This window comes from Bradyrhizobium sp. STM 3809 (genome assembly GCF_000239795.1).
Lineage (GTDB): Bacteria > Pseudomonadota > Alphaproteobacteria > Rhizobiales > Xanthobacteraceae > Bradyrhizobium.
Genome location: NZ_CAFJ01000652.1, coordinates 1 through 15980, shown reverse-complemented (window position 1 = coordinate 15980; position 15980 = coordinate 1). Strand labels below are relative to the sequence as shown.

Annotated in this window: 18 protein-coding genes; 7 read left to right on the top strand and 11 right to left on the bottom strand. The window is 65.3% G+C overall.

The window, feature by feature from the left end; all coding sequences use genetic code 11:
• Positions 1-9 precede the first annotated feature (9 nt).
• Genes hisA through hisB form a run of 4 tightly spaced genes read right to left on the bottom strand, consistent with a single transcriptional unit; the run spans position 10 to position 2596 of the window.
• A complete protein-coding gene (gene hisA, locus BRAS3809_RS28970) occupies positions 10-744 on the bottom strand; it encodes a 1-(5-phosphoribosyl)-5-[(5-phosphoribosylamino)methylideneamino]imidazole-4-carboxamide isomerase (RefSeq protein ID WP_008965570.1) in 735 nt (244 codons plus the stop codon).
• Positions 745-803: 59 nt separating this feature from the next.
• Positions 804-1454 (bottom strand): imidazole glycerol phosphate synthase subunit HisH, encoded by a 651-nt coding sequence (hisH, locus tag BRAS3809_RS28965; protein WP_008965569.1) that lies wholly within the window; start codon positions 1452-1454, stop codon positions 804-806.
• Positions 1451-1975 (bottom strand): DUF2628 domain-containing protein, encoded by a 525-nt coding sequence (locus tag BRAS3809_RS28960; RefSeq protein ID WP_008965568.1) that lies wholly within the window; start codon positions 1973-1975, stop codon positions 1451-1453. The genes hisH and BRAS3809_RS28960 overlap by 4 nt, the downstream gene beginning before the upstream one ends.
• 27 nt (positions 1976-2002) lie before the next feature.
• On the bottom strand, positions 2003-2596 hold the full coding sequence (gene hisB, locus BRAS3809_RS28955; RefSeq protein WP_008965567.1) for an imidazoleglycerol-phosphate dehydratase HisB: 594 nt from the start codon (positions 2594-2596) through the stop codon (positions 2003-2005).
• 195 nt (positions 2597-2791) lie between these two features.
• Here hisB and hslV point away from each other — a divergent pair, with 195 nt between their 5' ends.
• From hslV to BRAS3809_RS28935, 4 genes are all read left to right on the top strand, one after another.
• Positions 2792-3352, top strand: coding sequence for an ATP-dependent protease subunit HslV (hslV, locus tag BRAS3809_RS28950; RefSeq protein WP_008965566.1), 561 nt, complete (start codon positions 2792-2794; stop codon positions 3350-3352).
• Positions 3353-3355: 3 nt separating this feature from the next.
• On the top strand, positions 3356-3955 hold the full coding sequence (locus BRAS3809_RS28945; RefSeq protein ID WP_008965565.1) for a DUF2585 domain-containing protein: 600 nt from the start codon (positions 3356-3358) through the stop codon (positions 3953-3955).
• A gap of 50 nt (positions 3956-4005) precedes the next feature.
• Positions 4006-5310 (top strand): ATP-dependent protease ATPase subunit HslU, encoded by a 1305-nt coding sequence (gene hslU / locus BRAS3809_RS28940; RefSeq protein WP_008965564.1) that lies wholly within the window; start codon positions 4006-4008, stop codon positions 5308-5310.
• A gap of 217 nt (positions 5311-5527) precedes the next feature.
• Positions 5528-6649: a hypothetical protein gene (locus BRAS3809_RS28935; protein WP_008965563.1), complete on the top strand. Its 1122-nt coding sequence runs from the start codon at positions 5528-5530 to the stop codon at positions 6647-6649.
• Positions 6650-6652: 3 nt separating this feature from the next.
• Here the strand turns inward: BRAS3809_RS28935 and BRAS3809_RS28930 are convergent, their stop codons facing one another.
• From BRAS3809_RS28930 to BRAS3809_RS28920, 3 genes are all read right to left on the bottom strand, one after another.
• Positions 6653-7228 carry a Smr/MutS family protein gene (locus BRAS3809_RS28930; RefSeq protein ID WP_008965562.1) on the bottom strand — a complete coding sequence of 192 codons (576 nt, stop codon included), beginning with the start codon at positions 7226-7228 and terminating at the stop codon, positions 6653-6655.
• Positions 7229-7240: 12 nt separating this feature from the next.
• A complete protein-coding gene (gene mltA, locus BRAS3809_RS28925; RefSeq protein WP_008965561.1) occupies positions 7241-8869 on the bottom strand; it encodes a murein transglycosylase A in 1629 nt (542 codons plus the stop codon).
• A gap of 137 nt (positions 8870-9006) precedes the next feature.
• Positions 9007-9708 carry a Tim44/TimA family putative adaptor protein gene (locus BRAS3809_RS28920; protein ID WP_008965560.1) on the bottom strand — a complete coding sequence of 234 codons (702 nt, stop codon included), beginning with the start codon at positions 9706-9708 and terminating at the stop codon, positions 9007-9009.
• A 403-nt stretch (positions 9709-10111) separates the two neighbouring features.
• On the opposite strand from BRAS3809_RS28920, the gene secB reads away from it, so the two are divergent.
• On the top strand, positions 10112-10600 hold the full coding sequence (gene secB / locus BRAS3809_RS28915; RefSeq protein ID WP_008965559.1) for a protein-export chaperone SecB: 489 nt from the start codon (positions 10112-10114) through the stop codon (positions 10598-10600).
• Between the two features lie 56 nt (positions 10601-10656).
• Here secB and dnaQ read toward each other — a convergent pair whose 3' ends face one another.
• The 4 genes from dnaQ to BRAS3809_RS28895 are packed head-to-tail and all read right to left on the bottom strand — an operon-like array spanning position 10657 to position 13484.
• Complete coding sequence (gene dnaQ, locus BRAS3809_RS28910; protein WP_008965558.1) at positions 10657-11355, bottom strand: DNA polymerase III subunit epsilon; 699 nt, start codon at positions 11353-11355, stop codon at positions 10657-10659.
• A gap of 33 nt (positions 11356-11388) precedes the next feature.
• Entirely contained in the window at positions 11389-11988 is a 600-nt protein-coding gene (coaE, locus tag BRAS3809_RS28905; protein ID WP_008965557.1) for a dephospho-CoA kinase, read from the bottom strand.
• A gap of 37 nt (positions 11989-12025) precedes the next feature.
• Positions 12026-12634 (bottom strand): Maf family protein, encoded by a 609-nt coding sequence (locus BRAS3809_RS28900; RefSeq protein ID WP_008965556.1) that lies wholly within the window; start codon positions 12632-12634, stop codon positions 12026-12028.
• 10 nt (positions 12635-12644) lie between these two features.
• A complete protein-coding gene (locus BRAS3809_RS28895; RefSeq protein ID WP_008965555.1) occupies positions 12645-13484 on the bottom strand; it encodes a pyruvate, water dikinase regulatory protein in 840 nt (279 codons plus the stop codon).
• A 414-nt stretch (positions 13485-13898) separates the two neighbouring features.
• On the opposite strand from BRAS3809_RS28895, the gene hemJ reads away from it, so the two are divergent.
• The gene (hemJ, locus tag BRAS3809_RS28890) at positions 13899-14321 is read left to right on the top strand and encodes a protoporphyrinogen oxidase HemJ (protein WP_008965553.1); all 423 of its coding nucleotides are present in this window, start codon (positions 13899-13901) and stop codon (positions 14319-14321) included.
• A 242-nt stretch (positions 14322-14563) separates the two neighbouring features.
• The gene (rho, locus tag BRAS3809_RS28885) at positions 14564-15829 is read left to right on the top strand and encodes a transcription termination factor Rho (protein ID WP_008965552.1); all 1266 of its coding nucleotides are present in this window, start codon (positions 14564-14566) and stop codon (positions 15827-15829) included.
• Positions 15830-15980 lie beyond the last annotated feature (151 nt).

Sequence of the window (15980 nt, the reverse complement as noted above, 5' to 3'; positions counted from 1 at the left end):
TGTTCTCCCCTACCCGCTGATCGCGCGTATCAGCGCCAGTGCTTCGGCGGGATCCAGCCGCCCGTCGTAGAGCGCGCGGCCTGCGATGGCGCCTTCGAGCTTCTTCGCCCGCGGTGTCAGCATCGCCTTGACGTCCTCGATCGAGGCGAGGCCGCCGGAGGCGATCACGGGAATCGAGATGGCATCGCCGAGCGCGATGGTGGCGTCGAGATTCAGGCCCTTGAGCAGGCCGTCGCGGGCGATGTCCGTGAAGATGATCGCGGCGACGCCGGCGTCCTCGAAACGTCTGGCAATGTCGAGCGCGGTGACCTCGGAGGTCTCGGCCCAGCCTTCCACCGCGACCTTGCCGTCGCGCGCGTCGAGGCCGACGGCAACGCGGCCCGGAAAGGCCTTGGCTGCCGTCTTCACCAGCTCGGGATCGCGCACCGCGGCGGTGCCGATGATGACGCGGGTGATGCCCTTGCCGAGCCAGGCCTCGACCGTCTTGAGATCGCGAATGCCGCCGCCGAGCTGCACCGGCATCTTCACGACTTTCAGCATCGCCTCGACGGCCTGCGCATTCATCGGCTTGCCGGCGAAGGCGCCGTCGAGATCGACGACGTGGAGATAGTCAAAACCCTGGTCGGCGAAGCTCTTGGCTTGCGCGGCGGGATCGAGGTTGAACACGGTCGCGCGCGCCATGTCGCCCTGCTCCAGGCGCACGCATTGGCCGTTCTTCAGGTCGATAGCGGGAAACAGGATCATCGGAGCTGTCTTTCAGGCAGGCGCCCTGCCCGTCGCTCGGACGGACAAGCACGCTGCACTCACGGCTTCCATTTCAGGAAGTTGGAAATCAAGGCGAGACCGAACCGCTGGCTCTTCTCGGGGTGGAATTGCGTGCCGATCGCGGTGTCCTTGCCGACGATCGCCGTGATCGGGCCGCCGTAATCGGCGCGCGCCAGCACGTCGTTCTCGTTGACGGCATTGAGGTGATAGGAGTGCACGAAGTAGGCGTGCAGACCTTTCGGCCCGAGCGGCAGCTTCTCCAGCACCGGATGCTCCCTGAGCACATCGAGCGTGTTCCAGCCCATATGCGGGATCTTCAGGCTCTCGTCATCAGGCGTGATCTTCTCGACGTCGCCGGACACCCAGTCGAAGCCGTCGGTCGTGACATGCTCCTTGCCGCGCGTCGCCATCAGCTGCATGCCGACGCAGATGCCGAAGAACGGCCGCGCCTTGTGGCGCACGGCCTCGGTCATCGCTTCCAGCATGCCGTCGACGGCGTCGAGGCCGCGGCGGCAATCGGCGAAGGCGCCGACACCCGGCAGCACGATGCGATCTGCGCGATACACCGTGTCGGGATCGCGGGTCACGACGACCTTCTGCGGATCCTCCATGCTGCGCGCGGCGCGCTCGAACGCTTTCGCGGCGGAATGCAGATTGCCGGAGCCGTAATCGATGATTGCGACGCTCATCGTCCACCTCCGGGTTCGGGGAACAAGCCAATGATGCTGGCATGGGGCAGCGGCGGCGGCCGCTGGCCGTTGCCATTGTCGCGCGTCGGCGGCGCGGCGCCGCGGTCGACGGTGTTGTTGTCGTAGCCGAGATCGCTGCGCCTCGCGGCCCAGCGCTCGAAGAAACGGCGTTCGGCGGCGTCGAGATCGTCGGCGACGACGACGTCGAGCTGGCGCCAGTTGCCGCGCGAGTAGCTCCAGCGCTTCAGGCTCGAGGCCTCGAGGCCGAGCAGGATCGCGATCAGGAGATCGACGGACGCGATCGCGCCGCGGCCGACGCCGATCCTGGCCAGAACCAGGTCGAGCACGATCACCAATGCGATATAGCCGATCACCGCCAGCCACAGCCGGTGCCAGGCCAGCCAGACGGCGCCGAGCACGGCGGCCCACAGATGGAAGCCGTCGCGGATGAAGACGAAGCGATCCGTCGAACGCAGATCGGCTCCGGCGGCGAGGGGCGCGTGAACCGTATAGACGGGCATGTCGATCATTCCCTTGGAGGAGGGAGGTCAGCCGCCGAGCTGACCCTTGGTGGATGGCACTTCGCCCTTGTTGCGCGGATCGATCGCGAGCGCTGTCCGCAGCGCCCGCGCCAGACCCTTGAAGCAGGATTCGGCGATATGATGGGCGTTCTCGCCGTACAGCGTCTCGACATGCAGGGTGATGCCGGCGTTCATGGCAAACGCGTTGAACCATTCGCGCACCAGCTCGGTGTCGAATTCGCCGATCTTGTCGCGCGGGAAGGTGGTGCGGAACACCAGCATCGGCCGGCCGGAGACGTCGATGACGACCCGCGTCAGCGTCTCGTCCATCGGCATGTGGATCGAGGCGTAGCGGGTGATGCCGGCCATGTCGCCGAGCGCCTGCTTGACCGCCTGGCCGAGCGCGATGCCGACATCCTCGGTGGTGTGGTGGAAATCGATATGCAGGTCGCCGACCGCCTTGACGGTCATGTCGATGCGGGAATGCCGGGCGAGCAGATCCAGCATGTGATCGAAGAAGCCGATACCGGTCGCAATGTTCACGACGCCGGTGCCGTCGAGGTTCACGGACACCTCGATGTCGGTCTCTTTGGTCTTGCGCTTGATGGTCGCGCTACGCATGGGGTCAGCTTTCCCTTGAAAACGCGGCCCTTTTATCAGGCGGATGACACCTTAGCTACTGCGGGATGACGCTCCCCAGGCCTGATCTCGGGCCATGGTGAGCGGATTTCAAGGCCTGAAGGGGCAGGGCAGGGACCCGGTAATTGTATCCCCGGTCCTGAGGCCCTAAATGAGGGCACCAACCAGGGACTTTCCATGCACGCATCCTCCCATGAGCCCACCGTCTGGCACGGCACCACGATCCTGACCGTCCGCAAGGGGGGCAGGGTGGTCGTCGGCGGCGACGGCCAGGTCTCGATCGGCCAGACCGTGATCAAGTCCAACGCCCGCAAGGTGCGCAAGCTCGGCAAGGGCGACGTCATCGGCGGCTTCGCCGGCGCCACCGCGGACGCGTTCACCCTGTTCGAACGGCTGGAGAGCAAGCTGGAGCAGTATCCGGGGCAATTGACCCGGGCGGCCGTGGAGCTCGCCAAGGACTGGCGGACCGACCGCTATCTGCGCCGGCTGGAGGCGATGATGATCGTCGCCGACAAGGAGGTCTCGCTGGTCCTCACCGGCACCGGCGACGTGCTGGAGCCGGAAGCGGGGGTCATGGCGATCGGCTCCGGCGGCAATTACGCGCTGGCGGCGGCGCGGGCGCTGCTCGATACCGACAAGGACGCCGAAAGCATCGTGCGCCGCTCGCTCGACATCGCCGCCGACATCTGCGTCTACACCAACCGCAACGTCACCATCGAAGCACTGTCGGCCGAGTAGACGATGCGCGCGGACGGGATCAGCGTCGCGTCCCGCCGATCGCCCGGGCTGTGGCTCGCCCTGGTGCTCGCGCTGCTGGCGCTGCAGGCCGCGATCCTGTTCGCGATGGGCCGGCTGCCGATCTGCGCCTGCGGCACCGTCAAGCTGTGGCACGGCGTGGTGCAGAGTTCGGAGAACTCGCAGCATCTCACCGACTGGTACACGTTCTCGCACATCATCCACGGCTTCCTGTTCTATGCGATGACGGCGCTGGTCGTGCCGCGGCTGCCGTGGCAGGGCCGGCTGATCATCGCGATGCTGATCGAGGGTGCCTGGGAGCTGGTCGAGAACTCCAGCTTCATCATCGAGCGCTATCGCGCCGCGACGATCTCGCTGGATTATTTCGGCGACAGCATCGTCAACTCGGTCGGCGATACGCTGGCGATGATCACCGGCTTTCTGCTCGCGCGGGTGCTGCCGGTCTGGCTGACCGTGCTGATCGCCATCGCTTTCGAGATCGGGGTGGGCCTGCACATCCGTGACAACCTGACCCTCAACATCCTCATGCTGATCCATCCGACCGACGCGATCCGGCAGTGGCAGGCCGGGCCGCCGCTGCTGTGACCCACGGAATCCGGCTTGCCCTCGCCCCCATCCGACCCTAGCTAGAGCCCATGACCGACTTTTCTCCGCGCGAAATCGTCTCCGAACTCGACCGCTTCATCGTCGGCCAGGCCGACGCCAAGCGGGCCGTCTCCATCGCCCTGCGCAACCGCTGGCGGCGCCTGCAGCTCGATGCCGGGCTGCGCGAGGAGGTGCTGCCGAAGAACATCCTGATGATCGGCCCGACCGGCGTCGGCAAGACCGAGATCGCGCGGCGTCTCGCCAAGCTCGCCGGCGCGCCGTTCCTTAAAGTCGAGGCGACCAAGTTCACCGAGGTCGGCTATGTCGGCCGCGACGTCGAGCAGATCATCCGCGACCTCGTCGAGGTCGCGATTCACCAGGTGCGCGAGCGCAAGCGCAAGGACGTCGCCGCCCGCGCCCAGCTCGCCGCCGAGGAGCGCGTGCTCGATGCGCTGGTCGGCGCCAATTCCAGCGCCGCGACCCGCGACTCGTTCCGCCGCAAGCTGCGGGCGGGCGAGCTCAACGACAAGGAAATCGAGATCGAGACGCAGTCGTCGGGCGGCGGCATGCCGATGTTCGAGATCCCGGGCATGCCGGGCGCGCAGATGGGCGCGATCTCGATCGGCGACATCTTTGGCAAGCTCGGCGGCCGCACCAAGACGCGGCGCGTCACAGTCGAGGCCTCGCACGACATCCTGATCGCCGAGGAATCCGACAAGCTGCTCGACAACGACCAGCTGGTGCAGGAGGCGATCAGCGTCGTCGAGAACAACGGCATCGTGTTCCTCGACGAGATCGACAAGATCTGCGTGCGCGAGAACCGCCATGGCGGCGACGTGTCGCGCGAGGGCGTGCAGCGCGATTTGCTGCCGCTGATCGAGGGCACGACGGTCTCGACCAAGCACGGCGCGGTCAAGACCGACCACATTCTCTTCATTGCCTCGGGCGCCTTCCACATCGCCAAGCCCTCCGACCTGCTGCCGGAGCTGCAGGGCCGCCTGCCGATCCGCGTCGAGCTGCAGGCGCTGACGCGCGACGACATGCGCCGCATCCTGACCGAGCCGGAGGCGTCGCTGATCAAGCAATATGTGGCGCTGATGAAGACCGAGGGCGTCACGCTCGACATCACCGACGACGCGATCGATGCGCTCGCCGACGTCGCGGTGGCCGTGAACTCCACGGTCGAGAACATCGGCGCCCGCCGGCTGCAGACCGTCATGGAGCGCGTGCTCGACGACATCTCCTTCACCGCGTCCGACCGATCAGGCGAGACCATGCGCGTCGACGCCGCCTATGTGCAGCAGCACATCGGCGATCTCGCCAAGAACGCGGATCTGAGCAGGTTCATCTTGTAGCCGCTGCTCTGATCAGCCGAGGCTGCGCCACGCATTCCGCCGTCGTCCCGGCGAACGCCGGGACCCATACCCACCGAAGCTGATTGTCACTCCCGATGGCGGCTCCAGCCGTGTCTCACCACGACCAGCGGTGGCTATGGGTCCCGGCTCAAGGCCGGGACGACGCCGGTGGGCGTGGCGCCGACCGCCTCGACATCGATCTGCGATCGACGATCGCATGACCGGCGCCTATGCGAGACACTGGCGCGCGATGCTCGCGGTCAACGCCGCGGTGATGCTCGGCGTGTTCGTCCACAAGCTGACGCTGCCGCCCTACATCCCCTACATCCACCTGCTGGTCGACTATCATCACGGCTTCATCAAGCGCGCGCTGATCGGCGCCGTCGTCGGCCTGTTCACCACGAAGGTGCCGGTGTGGCTGGTGTTCGCGCTGGCCGGCGGCGTCTGGCTGATCACCTTCGCCTTGTTCGTTCAGCTGTTCCGGCGCATGTTCGGGCTCGACCGCAACCAGCTTCCGCTATTCATCTTCACCGCCGGCTCGCCGTTTGTATTCAAGAACTTCCTGTTCACGCTCGGCCATTTCGACATCTACGGCTGCCTCGGCGCGATAGTGCTGCTGCTGATACCGGCGAGCTCGCTTGCTTATGTGCTGCTCGCCGCGTTGATCTCGGCCCTGCTCGTGCTGATCCACCACATCCATCTGCTGATGTACGTGCCGACCATCACCGCCATCGTCGTGCTGCGCTATTATCTCGCTCGCCCCCTCACAACGCGCGATGTCGTCGTCGGCGCGATCGCGCTGCTCGGCCTCGGCGCGCTGTTCCTGGCGGCGCAGTTCCTCGGCACGATGCCGCTGGCCGAGGCGGACTTCGTCACCTACCTGAAAACGCGCATGGTCGATCCGTCGCGCTCCGATCTCTTGCAGTTCGCCTATGTCTGGTATCAGCCGCTGGCCAAGGAGGTGCAGGACACCTGGGCGCGGCTGCCGTCGAACCTGCTCGGCGTGCCCGTCTATGCGCTGCTGCTCTGGCTGCATCTGCCGCTGTGGCGGGTCTTCAAGCAGGTCGTGGACGCGCTGGGCGAGCCGCGCCATCGCCAGATCGTCATCGCCGCGCTTGGCATGATCAGCCTCGCCTATCTCGTGATGTTCGCGATGGTGTTCGACTATTCGCGCTGGATCTCGAGCTGGGTGGTCTGCATGGTGCTGATGCTGCACGCGGTGAGGACGCTGCCTGCCACCAAGCCCGTGGCCCTCATCGATGGCGACGAGCGCAAGACGACGATCCTGGGTTGGATCGTCACGGTCATCCCGCGCGTCGGCATCATCCGTCCGTTCTGACGGTCAGCCGCGCGGCCGCCGGATCCGGACATAGAGCGCGCCGGCGCCGCCATGGCCGACATGGGCCTCCTCGAAGCCGACGATCAGAGCGCGGAATTCGGGCAGGCTCAGCCAATGCGGCACCTGCCGCCGGAGCACGCCGCGCTCGGGGTCAGCCCCGATCGTGCCCTTGCCGGTGATGACCAGCACGAAGGTGAGGCCGTCGTGCTGCGCGCGGTGGAGGAAATGATGCAGCGCCTGGTGCGCGCGGCTCTGGGTCATGCCGTGGAGATCGAGCCGGGCGTCGATCTCGCTGCGGCCGCGCGACAGTTTCGAGCGCTCCTTGCGGCCGAGCGAGACCAGCGGCGGGATCGCCGGCCGGACCGGCTTCGGGATCACGACGGGGGCGACCGGACGCGGCGTCGTCATCGGTTTGTCCGGTTGCGGCTCGGCCGTGGCCATCGGCGGGTGCGGCCGTACTGGACGCGGCGTCTTGCGCAGCGGCTTCACCTGCCGTGCCACCGTCTCCCACAGCGCGCGCTCGTCCTCGGACAGGCCGCGCTTGCGGCGGCCACGCGGAGGCTCGGGATCATGCGACATGGAGGCGGCGGTTCATGGCGTGTTGCGGTGACGCCTGCCATAACGCAGTCGGCGGGAATTGCGATCACTTTCGAGCCGCGGCCGTGCCTCCGGCAGCGGCACGGGCGCGATCACGTTCTGCGCCACCGTCGTCGTCGCGCTTGCGCCGGCCGCCGGGGCAGGGGCCTTCGCATCCTTGACGGAGGAGGCGGCGGTGCTGGGCTGGTCCTGGCTCCTGGCCGGATCCCTTGACTGATCCTTCGCCGGCTCGATCTGCGCGTCCTTGACCGGCTCCTTCGGCAGAACCTGCGGGAAAAGTTTCGCGATCTTCTCCGACGGCCGCGCATCCGGCAGCGGCATCTTGCGGCCGCGCGCGACCGGATCGAGGCTCCTCGGCACCAGCATCACGAATTGGATGCTGTGCTTGAGCCGGCCGGACACCTTGCCGGCCTCCTGTCCGGCGCCGAAATAAAGATCGGCACGAGCAGGGCCCACGATCGCCGAGCCCGTATCCTGCGCGATCATCAGCCGGTGAAACGGGTTCTTCTGCTTCTCGGAGTCGATCGGCAGCTCGCCGGTGATGAAGAAGGGCGTGCCGTAGACGTGCAGCGACTTGTCGACCGCGATCGAGCGGCCCGGCGTCAGCGGAATGCCCTGCGCGCCGACGGCTTCATCCTTCTCGGACAGCTGCACCTCGCGGAAGAAGATGTAGGAGCGGTTCATCCGGCGCAGCTCGTCGGCGCCTTGCGGATTCTGCTCCATCCAGTCGCGGATGCGCTGCATCGACATCTGCTCGCGCGGAATGATGCCGCGCTCGATCAGGATGCGGCCGACCGGCGTATAGGGATGGCCGTTATAGGCGTCGTAGTTGATGCGCACCATCGAACCGTCGTCGAGGCTGATGCGGGCCGAGCCCTGGATCTGCGCAAACAAGAGGTCCGTCTGGTTCCTCAGCCATGCGATCTCCAGGCCGCGGCCCTCGATGGCGCCGTCCTCGATCTCGGCGCGATCGTAATAGGGGACGAGCTTGCGGCGGCCGATCTTGCGATACACCGGGCCCTTGTTGGGCAGGCTTGCCGAGTCCTGCTTGAAGCCGCGCACGAACAGGTTGGACGGGCGGCGATAGACCGGAACGTTATAGACCTCGTTCTGCGTCCGTGAGCCCTCGATGACCGGCTCGTAGTAGCCGGTGACGAAGCCGTCGGCGTCGCCGAGCTTGGAGATCCTCAGCGGCTCGAAATTGCGCTCGAAGAACGCGCGCGCCGCGGCGCTGTCGGCGAGTTCGGCCGTCCGAGCCTCGCGGCAGGGATCGCGCAGGGAATCGCCAAGCGCCTTATCCTCGGGCGTGCCGTCGGTCTTCGCGGCGATCGGCTTGCAGCTCGCGCGGAACGTCCGATAGGCCGCGAGCTGATCATCATCGGTCCATCCGGGCACCTCGCTCCAGGACAACGGCTGGTACTGGCTGTTGGTGATTTCCATCGGCCAGTCGAGCTGCGGATAGGGCAGGTGGCGCATCGGCGGGGAGGCGGCGCGATGCCGCGCGCGAACCGCCTCCGCAGCATAGGGCGCGAGCGCAATGGCCGCGACGCTCAGAGCGAGCGCCGGAGTCCAATATCTGAGGCTGCGGGCGGTAAAAACCCGCTTCCAAATTTCGCGAACCATGCCTGCACCATTAAAGGACCACTCAATGCGAATTCGGAAAAACAGAGTTAAAAAAATGAGCCCGCCGCTCGACTCAATGTCCCCTGCAACGGTGTCCGCCGACCGCGACGACGACGCCGCGACCCGCCTCGTCGGCGTCAATGGCTGCCGGTACCGACCAGCTTCCAGTTCGGATCGCGCGAGCCGGTGTCGCGGGCGAAGGTCCAGATGTCGGTGATGTCGGCAACCTTGTCCGGATTGCCATCGACGATGTTGCCCATCTTGTCGCGCGTCACCGAGATCATCTGCGATACGAACCGGACGGTCAGCTGCGCGGTGCGATCACGCGCCTCGGCGCCGACGAGCTCGGCCGTGTCGATCGAGACGAAGCGCGTCTCGGTCTTGTGCTCGTTCTTCTCGCGATCCTTGATGACGGCGTCGAAGCTGTCATAGACCTCGGAGGACAACAGGTCGCGCAACGCGCGGCGGTCGCCATTGGCGAAGGCCAGCACGATCATCTCATAGGCGCTGCGCGCGCCGGTCAGGAAATGCCGCGGGTCGAAGGACGCGTCATTGGCCGCGATCGCATCGAGGCCGCGGGCGAGCGGGGTGCCGGGCTCGGCAATGCCCCGCCAGCGATCGCTCGGCACGCCGAAGTCGGCGCCACTTGTGGCCGGGCCTGCCGGATCGAGCGGGGCGCCGGGAACCGGCATCACATGGTTGTCGGGCGCACCCACGGCGTTCCGGGCCGTCCGATCGAACGGGGTTCGCTCGCTTCCCGTGCGCTGGCCGAGCACCGACCGCAAGCGCAGGAAGATGAAGACCGCCAGTCCCAGGAAGATGATGGTGTAAATGTCCACGTCGTGTTCGCTTTCTGACTGACTCGTCTGGCCGGACGCGTGGCCTGGCCATCGGCTGCCCCGTTTAACAAGAACCGGGTAAAGACCCATGAATCGGTCCCATCTCCGGCAGATGTAGTCATGGAATTGGGCCGGGCCAATGGCACATGATGGCACGCCCATCCTAACCCGTTTCAGGGCCTAGGGGAAATCGGATGGCCGAGGCCCGGGACCGGTTGAACTTGCCGGGTGGCCCAATGACTCTCCCTGGATGGTAACGTGCGACAAAGCGCGCCGGACCGCGTTCGAACAACCATATTTGCGGCCGGCCAAGGCTTCCGCCCGCTCGTCCTTGTGGAACAAGCCGGCCGTATGGTAGCCACGCGCCGCAACGAACCGCCCTTTGTGCCAGGAGAACACTTCGATGACCAACGGTAACGGCGCCACTCCCGAGGCGGCCCCTCCTCCTCAACTGAACGTGCTGGCGCAATACATCAAGGATCTCTCCTTCGAGAACCCGAACGCGCCGCAGTCGCTGGCGCCGCAGGGCCAGCCGCCGCAGATCAACATCCAGATCAATGTCGGCGCCAACGCCCTCGCCGAAACCGAATATGAAGTGACCTTGACGATCGAGGGCAAGGCCGAGAGCGGCACCCAGGTGATGTTCAGCTTCGAGCTGGTCTATGGCGGCGTGTTCCGGCTGGTCAACGTTCCCCAGGAGCACCTGTCCCCGATGCTGCTGATCGAGTGCCCGCGGCTGCTTTTCCCGTTCGCCCGCGAGATCGTTGCCAACTCGGTTCGCGACGGCGGCTTCCCGCCCTTGATGCTCGACCCGGTCGACTTCGTCAGCCTCTACCGCCAGAACATGGAACGTCAGGCCGCCGCCCAGGGCGTGCAGGGCCGCCCGAGCTGATCCGTTAAGACATTATTGGACGTGATTGACGGACGTGACCCGAGCCTCGGTTCGGGTCACGCTCCGGTGAGGAAGTCCATCCAGATGGGCTTGTCGCCCAGGGTGGCGACGAAGGCGCGATGCGCCTCCCGCTCGGCCTCGGTCACCCGGGGCGCCAGGGGAACATCGCGCTGACGGCGCGGCGTATCGCCGGCATTGCCGATGCGGATTTCCTGCGCATCCTGCGTCAGGATCAACTGCGACTGACGCGCCCCGACCAGATCGACATAGACCTCGGCCAACAGCTCCGCGTCGAGCAGAGCGCCGTGCTTGGTGCGGCGGGAATTGTCGATCGCGTAGCGCGAGCACAGATCGTCGAGCCGGTTCGACACGCCCGGATGCTTGCGCCGCGCCAGCAGCAGCGTATCGACCAGGCGCTCTCGCGGAATGGCCGCGCGCTTGACGCGGTCGAGCTCGGCATTGATGAAGCCGATGTCGAACGAGGCGTTGTGGATCACCAGCGGCGCATCGCCGATGAAGGCCAGGAAGTCCTCGACCACCTCATGGAACAGCGGCTTGTCCGAGAGGAACTCGGTCGACAGGCCGTGAACCGCGAATGCCTCCGCCGGCATGTCCCGCTGAGGATTGATGTAGCGGTGAAACACCTGTCCCGTCGGCATGCGGTTGATGATCTCGACACATCCGATCTCGACCAGGCGATCGCCGCGCAGCGCGTCGAGGCCGGTGGTTTCGGTGTCGAGAACGATCTCACGCATGGCTCGGTCCGTCGCTGCAACGGCGCCTTCGAATCAGCCGCGCCGCCGCGGCATCTTAACGACCTCGGCGAGGATGTCGCGGATGCGGGCCCGGACCGGCTCGAGTCCATGGGATGTATCCACGACGAAATCGGCGCGCGCGCGCTTCTCGGCATCCGGCATCTGCCGCGCCAGCAACGCGTCGAGAGCCTGTTCGGTCATCGTGCCCCGCGCGAGGATGCGCTGACGCTGGATCTCCGGCGAGGTCGACACCACGACGACGGCATCGACCCGCTTGTCGCCACCGGTTTCGAACAGCAGCGGTACGTCGACGACCGCGACCGGCACACCGGACTGCTCGGCCTGATCGAGGAACGCCTGGTGATAGGAGCGCAGCATCGGATGCACGATCGCTTCGAGCCGGCGAATGGCGTCGGGATTCCCGACGACCGCTGCCGACAGCTTCGGCCGATCGACCTTGCCGCCGACGGTGGTGCCGGGAAACGCGGCTTCGATGGCCGGGGCAGCCTCGCCTTCATAGACCTTATGGACGGTGGCGTCGGCGTCGTAGACGGGAACGCCGGCCTCGGCGAACAGCTTGGCCGTCGTCGACTTGCCCATTCCCATCGAGCCGGTCAGCCCCAGCACTCTCATCCTTGTATTCTCCCCAGGCGACCGGCTCCGGCTGCCGCTAGAATTTGAGCAGCCTGGCCTCGCGGAGAAAAGCCAGCAAGGGCAGCAGCGGCAGGCCGAGGATGGTGAAGTGATCACCGTCGATGCGGTCGAACAGATGCACGCCCAGGCCTTCGAGCTGATAGGCACCGACGCTCGACAGCACCGCATGGCCGGCCGTGTCGAGATAGCAGGCCACATCACTCTCGGTCAGCGTCCGCATCGTCATCCAGGCGACGGCGACATGCGAGAACAGCACCTCGCCATTGCGCACGACTGAAATCGCCGAATGCAGCGCGTGGGTGCGGCCGGCCAGGGCCAGCAGCTGATGCATGGCCTGCTGCCGTCCCGCCGGCTTGTTGAACATGCGCTCGCCGAGCGCCAGCGTCTGGTCGGCGCCGACGACATAGGCATTCGGCATTTTCGCCGAGACCGCCTGCGCCTTGGCCGTGGCCAGATGCAGTGCAATCTCGTAGGGCGCGACCAGCCCTTGCTCGGCTTGAACGGCGCGTTCGTCGATATCCGCCGGCACCGCCTCGCAAGCGAGGCCCGCGTTCTGCAGCAACATACGCCGCGCCCGGCTCTGCGAGGCCAGCACCAGCGGCGCGTCAGCACACCATAAGGTCATCGTCACCAGCTCATTCCGGCAGACGCTGCCGCTGCCGGTCGGAATAGAGTTTCAGGATCGCGGCCGCCGTCTCTTCGATCGAGCGCCGCGTGACGTCGAGCATCACCCAGTTGAATTTCGCACTGAGCTTGCGGGCATAGGCGACTTCATCGGTCACCGACTGCTTGTCGACATAGTTCTCGTTGCCGGTTTCCGCACCCATGCTGAGCAGACGATTTTGCCGCACCTGGATCAGGCGCTCCGGCGTCGCATGCAGGCTGACCACCAGCGGCTTCTTCAGGATCTCCAGCTGGTGCGGAATCGGGATGCCCGGGACCAGCGGCACATTGGCGGTGCGCACGCCGCGGTTGGCGAGGTAGATCGAGGTCGGCGTCTTCGACGTCCTGGAGACGCCGACCAGCACCACATCAGCGTCCTCCAGACCGTCGACCATCTGGCCGTCGTCATGGAGCATCGTGTAGTTCAGCGCATCGATGCGCGCGAAATATTCGGCGTTGAGCACATGCTGCGCGCCGACCCGGCCGGCCGTGGAGGCGCCGAGATAGGCTTCGAACAGCTGCATCACCGGACCGATGATCGACAGGCTCGGGATGTTGATCTGCTGGCACTTCGCCTCGAGCCTGGAAACCAGATCCTTCTCCAGCAAGGTGAACAGCACGATCCCCGGCGCTTCCTCGATCTCGTCGAGCACGCGGTCGAGCTGCTTCTGGCTGCGCACCAGCGGATAGACATGCTCGACGGGGGTCACGTTGGCGTATTGCGCAGCGACGGCTCGCGCAACCGTGATCAGGGTTTCGCCGGTCGAGTCGGAAACCAGATGCAGGTGAAAGTAATTGCCGGTGGTGGGCATCAAATCCTTAACGATCTGTGAATCCCTGTGAAGGATGGGGCCAAAAACCGGTCGAGACCCGACCCCTCTGGATAACCCCGAATCTTCTTCACACGGTCGCTGTCCGGGACAACTCAAGCCCCACGCCTGATGATATCGGGACGACGGTCATTTGTCTTGGGATAAGCTGTCGAGCAAAATCGACAAGCATTTGAATCACATCGGACTCGCGCAAGAGCCGCTGAGCGATGCCGCCCTGTTGAAGGATGTGAACAAGCCGCTGGCAATCTGCGGACGGCTTTGCATGAGTCCAATCCACCGCTACCTAGACTCAAACCTTAAGATTCTAAAATTATTTGGTTTGGAAGCGATCGAGCTAACGGATATGTCTCGCCTCCCAATGGTCAGCAGACGGTTAAGGGATCGCGACGTCCGATGTACGAGTGGATCAAGGCGCTGCACGTCATTGCGGTCATCGCGTGGATGGCCGGCATGCTCTATCTGCCGCGGCTGTTCGTCTATCATTGCGACGCGGAGATCGGCTCGAAGCAGTCCGAGACCTTCAAGGTCATGGAGCGCCGCCTGCTGAAGGCGATCATCAATCCCGCGATCACCGTGACCTGGCTTGCCGGCCTCTATCTGGTCTGGGCCGGACACTGGTATACCAGCGGCTGGTTTCACGCGAAATTCCTGCTGGTCCTGATCATGTCGGGCGTGCATGGCCTGTTCACCCGCTGGGTGCGGGAATTCGGCGCCGACCAGAACACGCGCAGCCAGAAATTCTATCGCATTATCAATGAAGTACCAACGGTGCTGATGATCGGCGTGGTGATTCTCGTGATCGTCAAGCCGTTCTGATCCGATCGCCGGGAATACCGCTCCGCCGCATACGCCTTGCGAACATCGGCGCGATTTTCTATATTGTGAATATCCCACCCCACGCAGGCGGATGTGGTTGCGTCCCGGCTTGACCGGCCGCCGCATCAGGTCTGGTGCCTCATTGGCGCCAACCTTGCTCAGACCTGCGGACCTCATTTTCGTCCGCCTTCTCACAGCCACCTCGCATCCCCTCCCAAGTCGCTTCCACAGGACCACCCCCAATGCGGGAAATCAAACTACAGGACCTCAAGTCAAAGACGCCGGCCGAGCTCGTCTCCTTCGCGGAGGAAAACGGGGTCGAGAACGCCAGCACGATGCGCAAGCAGGAGCTGATGTTCGCCATCCTCAAGCAGCTCGCCATCCAGGAAACCGACATCATCGGCGAAGGCGTCGTCGAGGTTCTCTCCGACGGCTTCGGCTTCCTGCGCTCGCCTGACGCCAACTACCTGCCCGGCCCCGACGACATCTACGTCTCGCCGTCGCAGATCCGCCGCTTCGGCCTGCGCACCGGCGACACCATCGAGGGCCACATCCGCAGCCCGAAAGAGGGCGAGCGCTATTTCGCGCTGCTGAAGGTCAACACGCTGAACTTCGAGGATCCCGAGAAGTCCAAGCACAAGGTCAATTTCGACAACCTCACGCCGCTGTTTCCGGATGAGCGCTTCCGGCTCGAGCTCGAGGATCCGACCCGCAAGGATCTGTCGCCGCGCGTCATCGACATCGTCGCGCCGATCGGCAAGGGCCAGCGCGCGCTGATCGTCGCGCCGCCGCGCACCGGCAAGACCGTGCTGATGCAGAACATCGCGCACTCGATCACCGCCAATCATCCCGAGTGCTATCTGATCGTGCTGCTGATCGATGAGCGCCCCGAGGAAGTCACGGACATGCAGCGGTCGGTCAAGGGCGAGGTCGTCTCGTCGACCTTCGACGAGCCGGCGGCCCGTCACGTCCAGGTCGCGGAGATGGTGATCGAGAAGGCCAAGCGCCTGGTCGAGCACGGCCGCGACGTCGTCATCCTCCTGGACTCGATCACTCGCCTCGGCCGCGCCTACAACACCGTCGTGCCGTCCTCCGGCAAGGTGCTGACCGGCGGTGTCGACGCCAACGCGCTGCAGCGGCCGAAGCGCTTCTTCGGTGCCGCGCGCAACATCGAGGAAGGCGGCTCGCTCACGATCATCGCGACCGCGCTGGTCGACACCGGCAGCCGCATGGACGAAGTGATCTTCGAAGAGTTCAAGGGCACCGGCAACTCCGAGCTGATCCTCGACCGCAAGGTCGCCGACAAGCGGACCTTCCCGGCGATCGACATCGCCCGCTCCGGCACCCGCAAGGAGGAGCTCATCACCGAGCCGCAGAACCTCAAGAAGATGTACGTCCTCCGCCGCATCCTCAATCCGATGGGCACGATGGACGCGATCGACTTCCTGCTCGACAAGCTGCGCAGCACCAAGAGCAATGCGGAGTTCTTCGAGTCGATGAACACCTGATCGCGGCACGATCGCAGGATTTGGAAGGGGCGCTCTTCGGAGCGCCCTTTTTTTGCGACCCGTTTCATGTGGGTCATGGGGGGAGTCACGTGCTGGTCGACGTTGTACGCACGATGTCCCACCGTCGTCAGGCCCGGGCTTGACCCGGGCA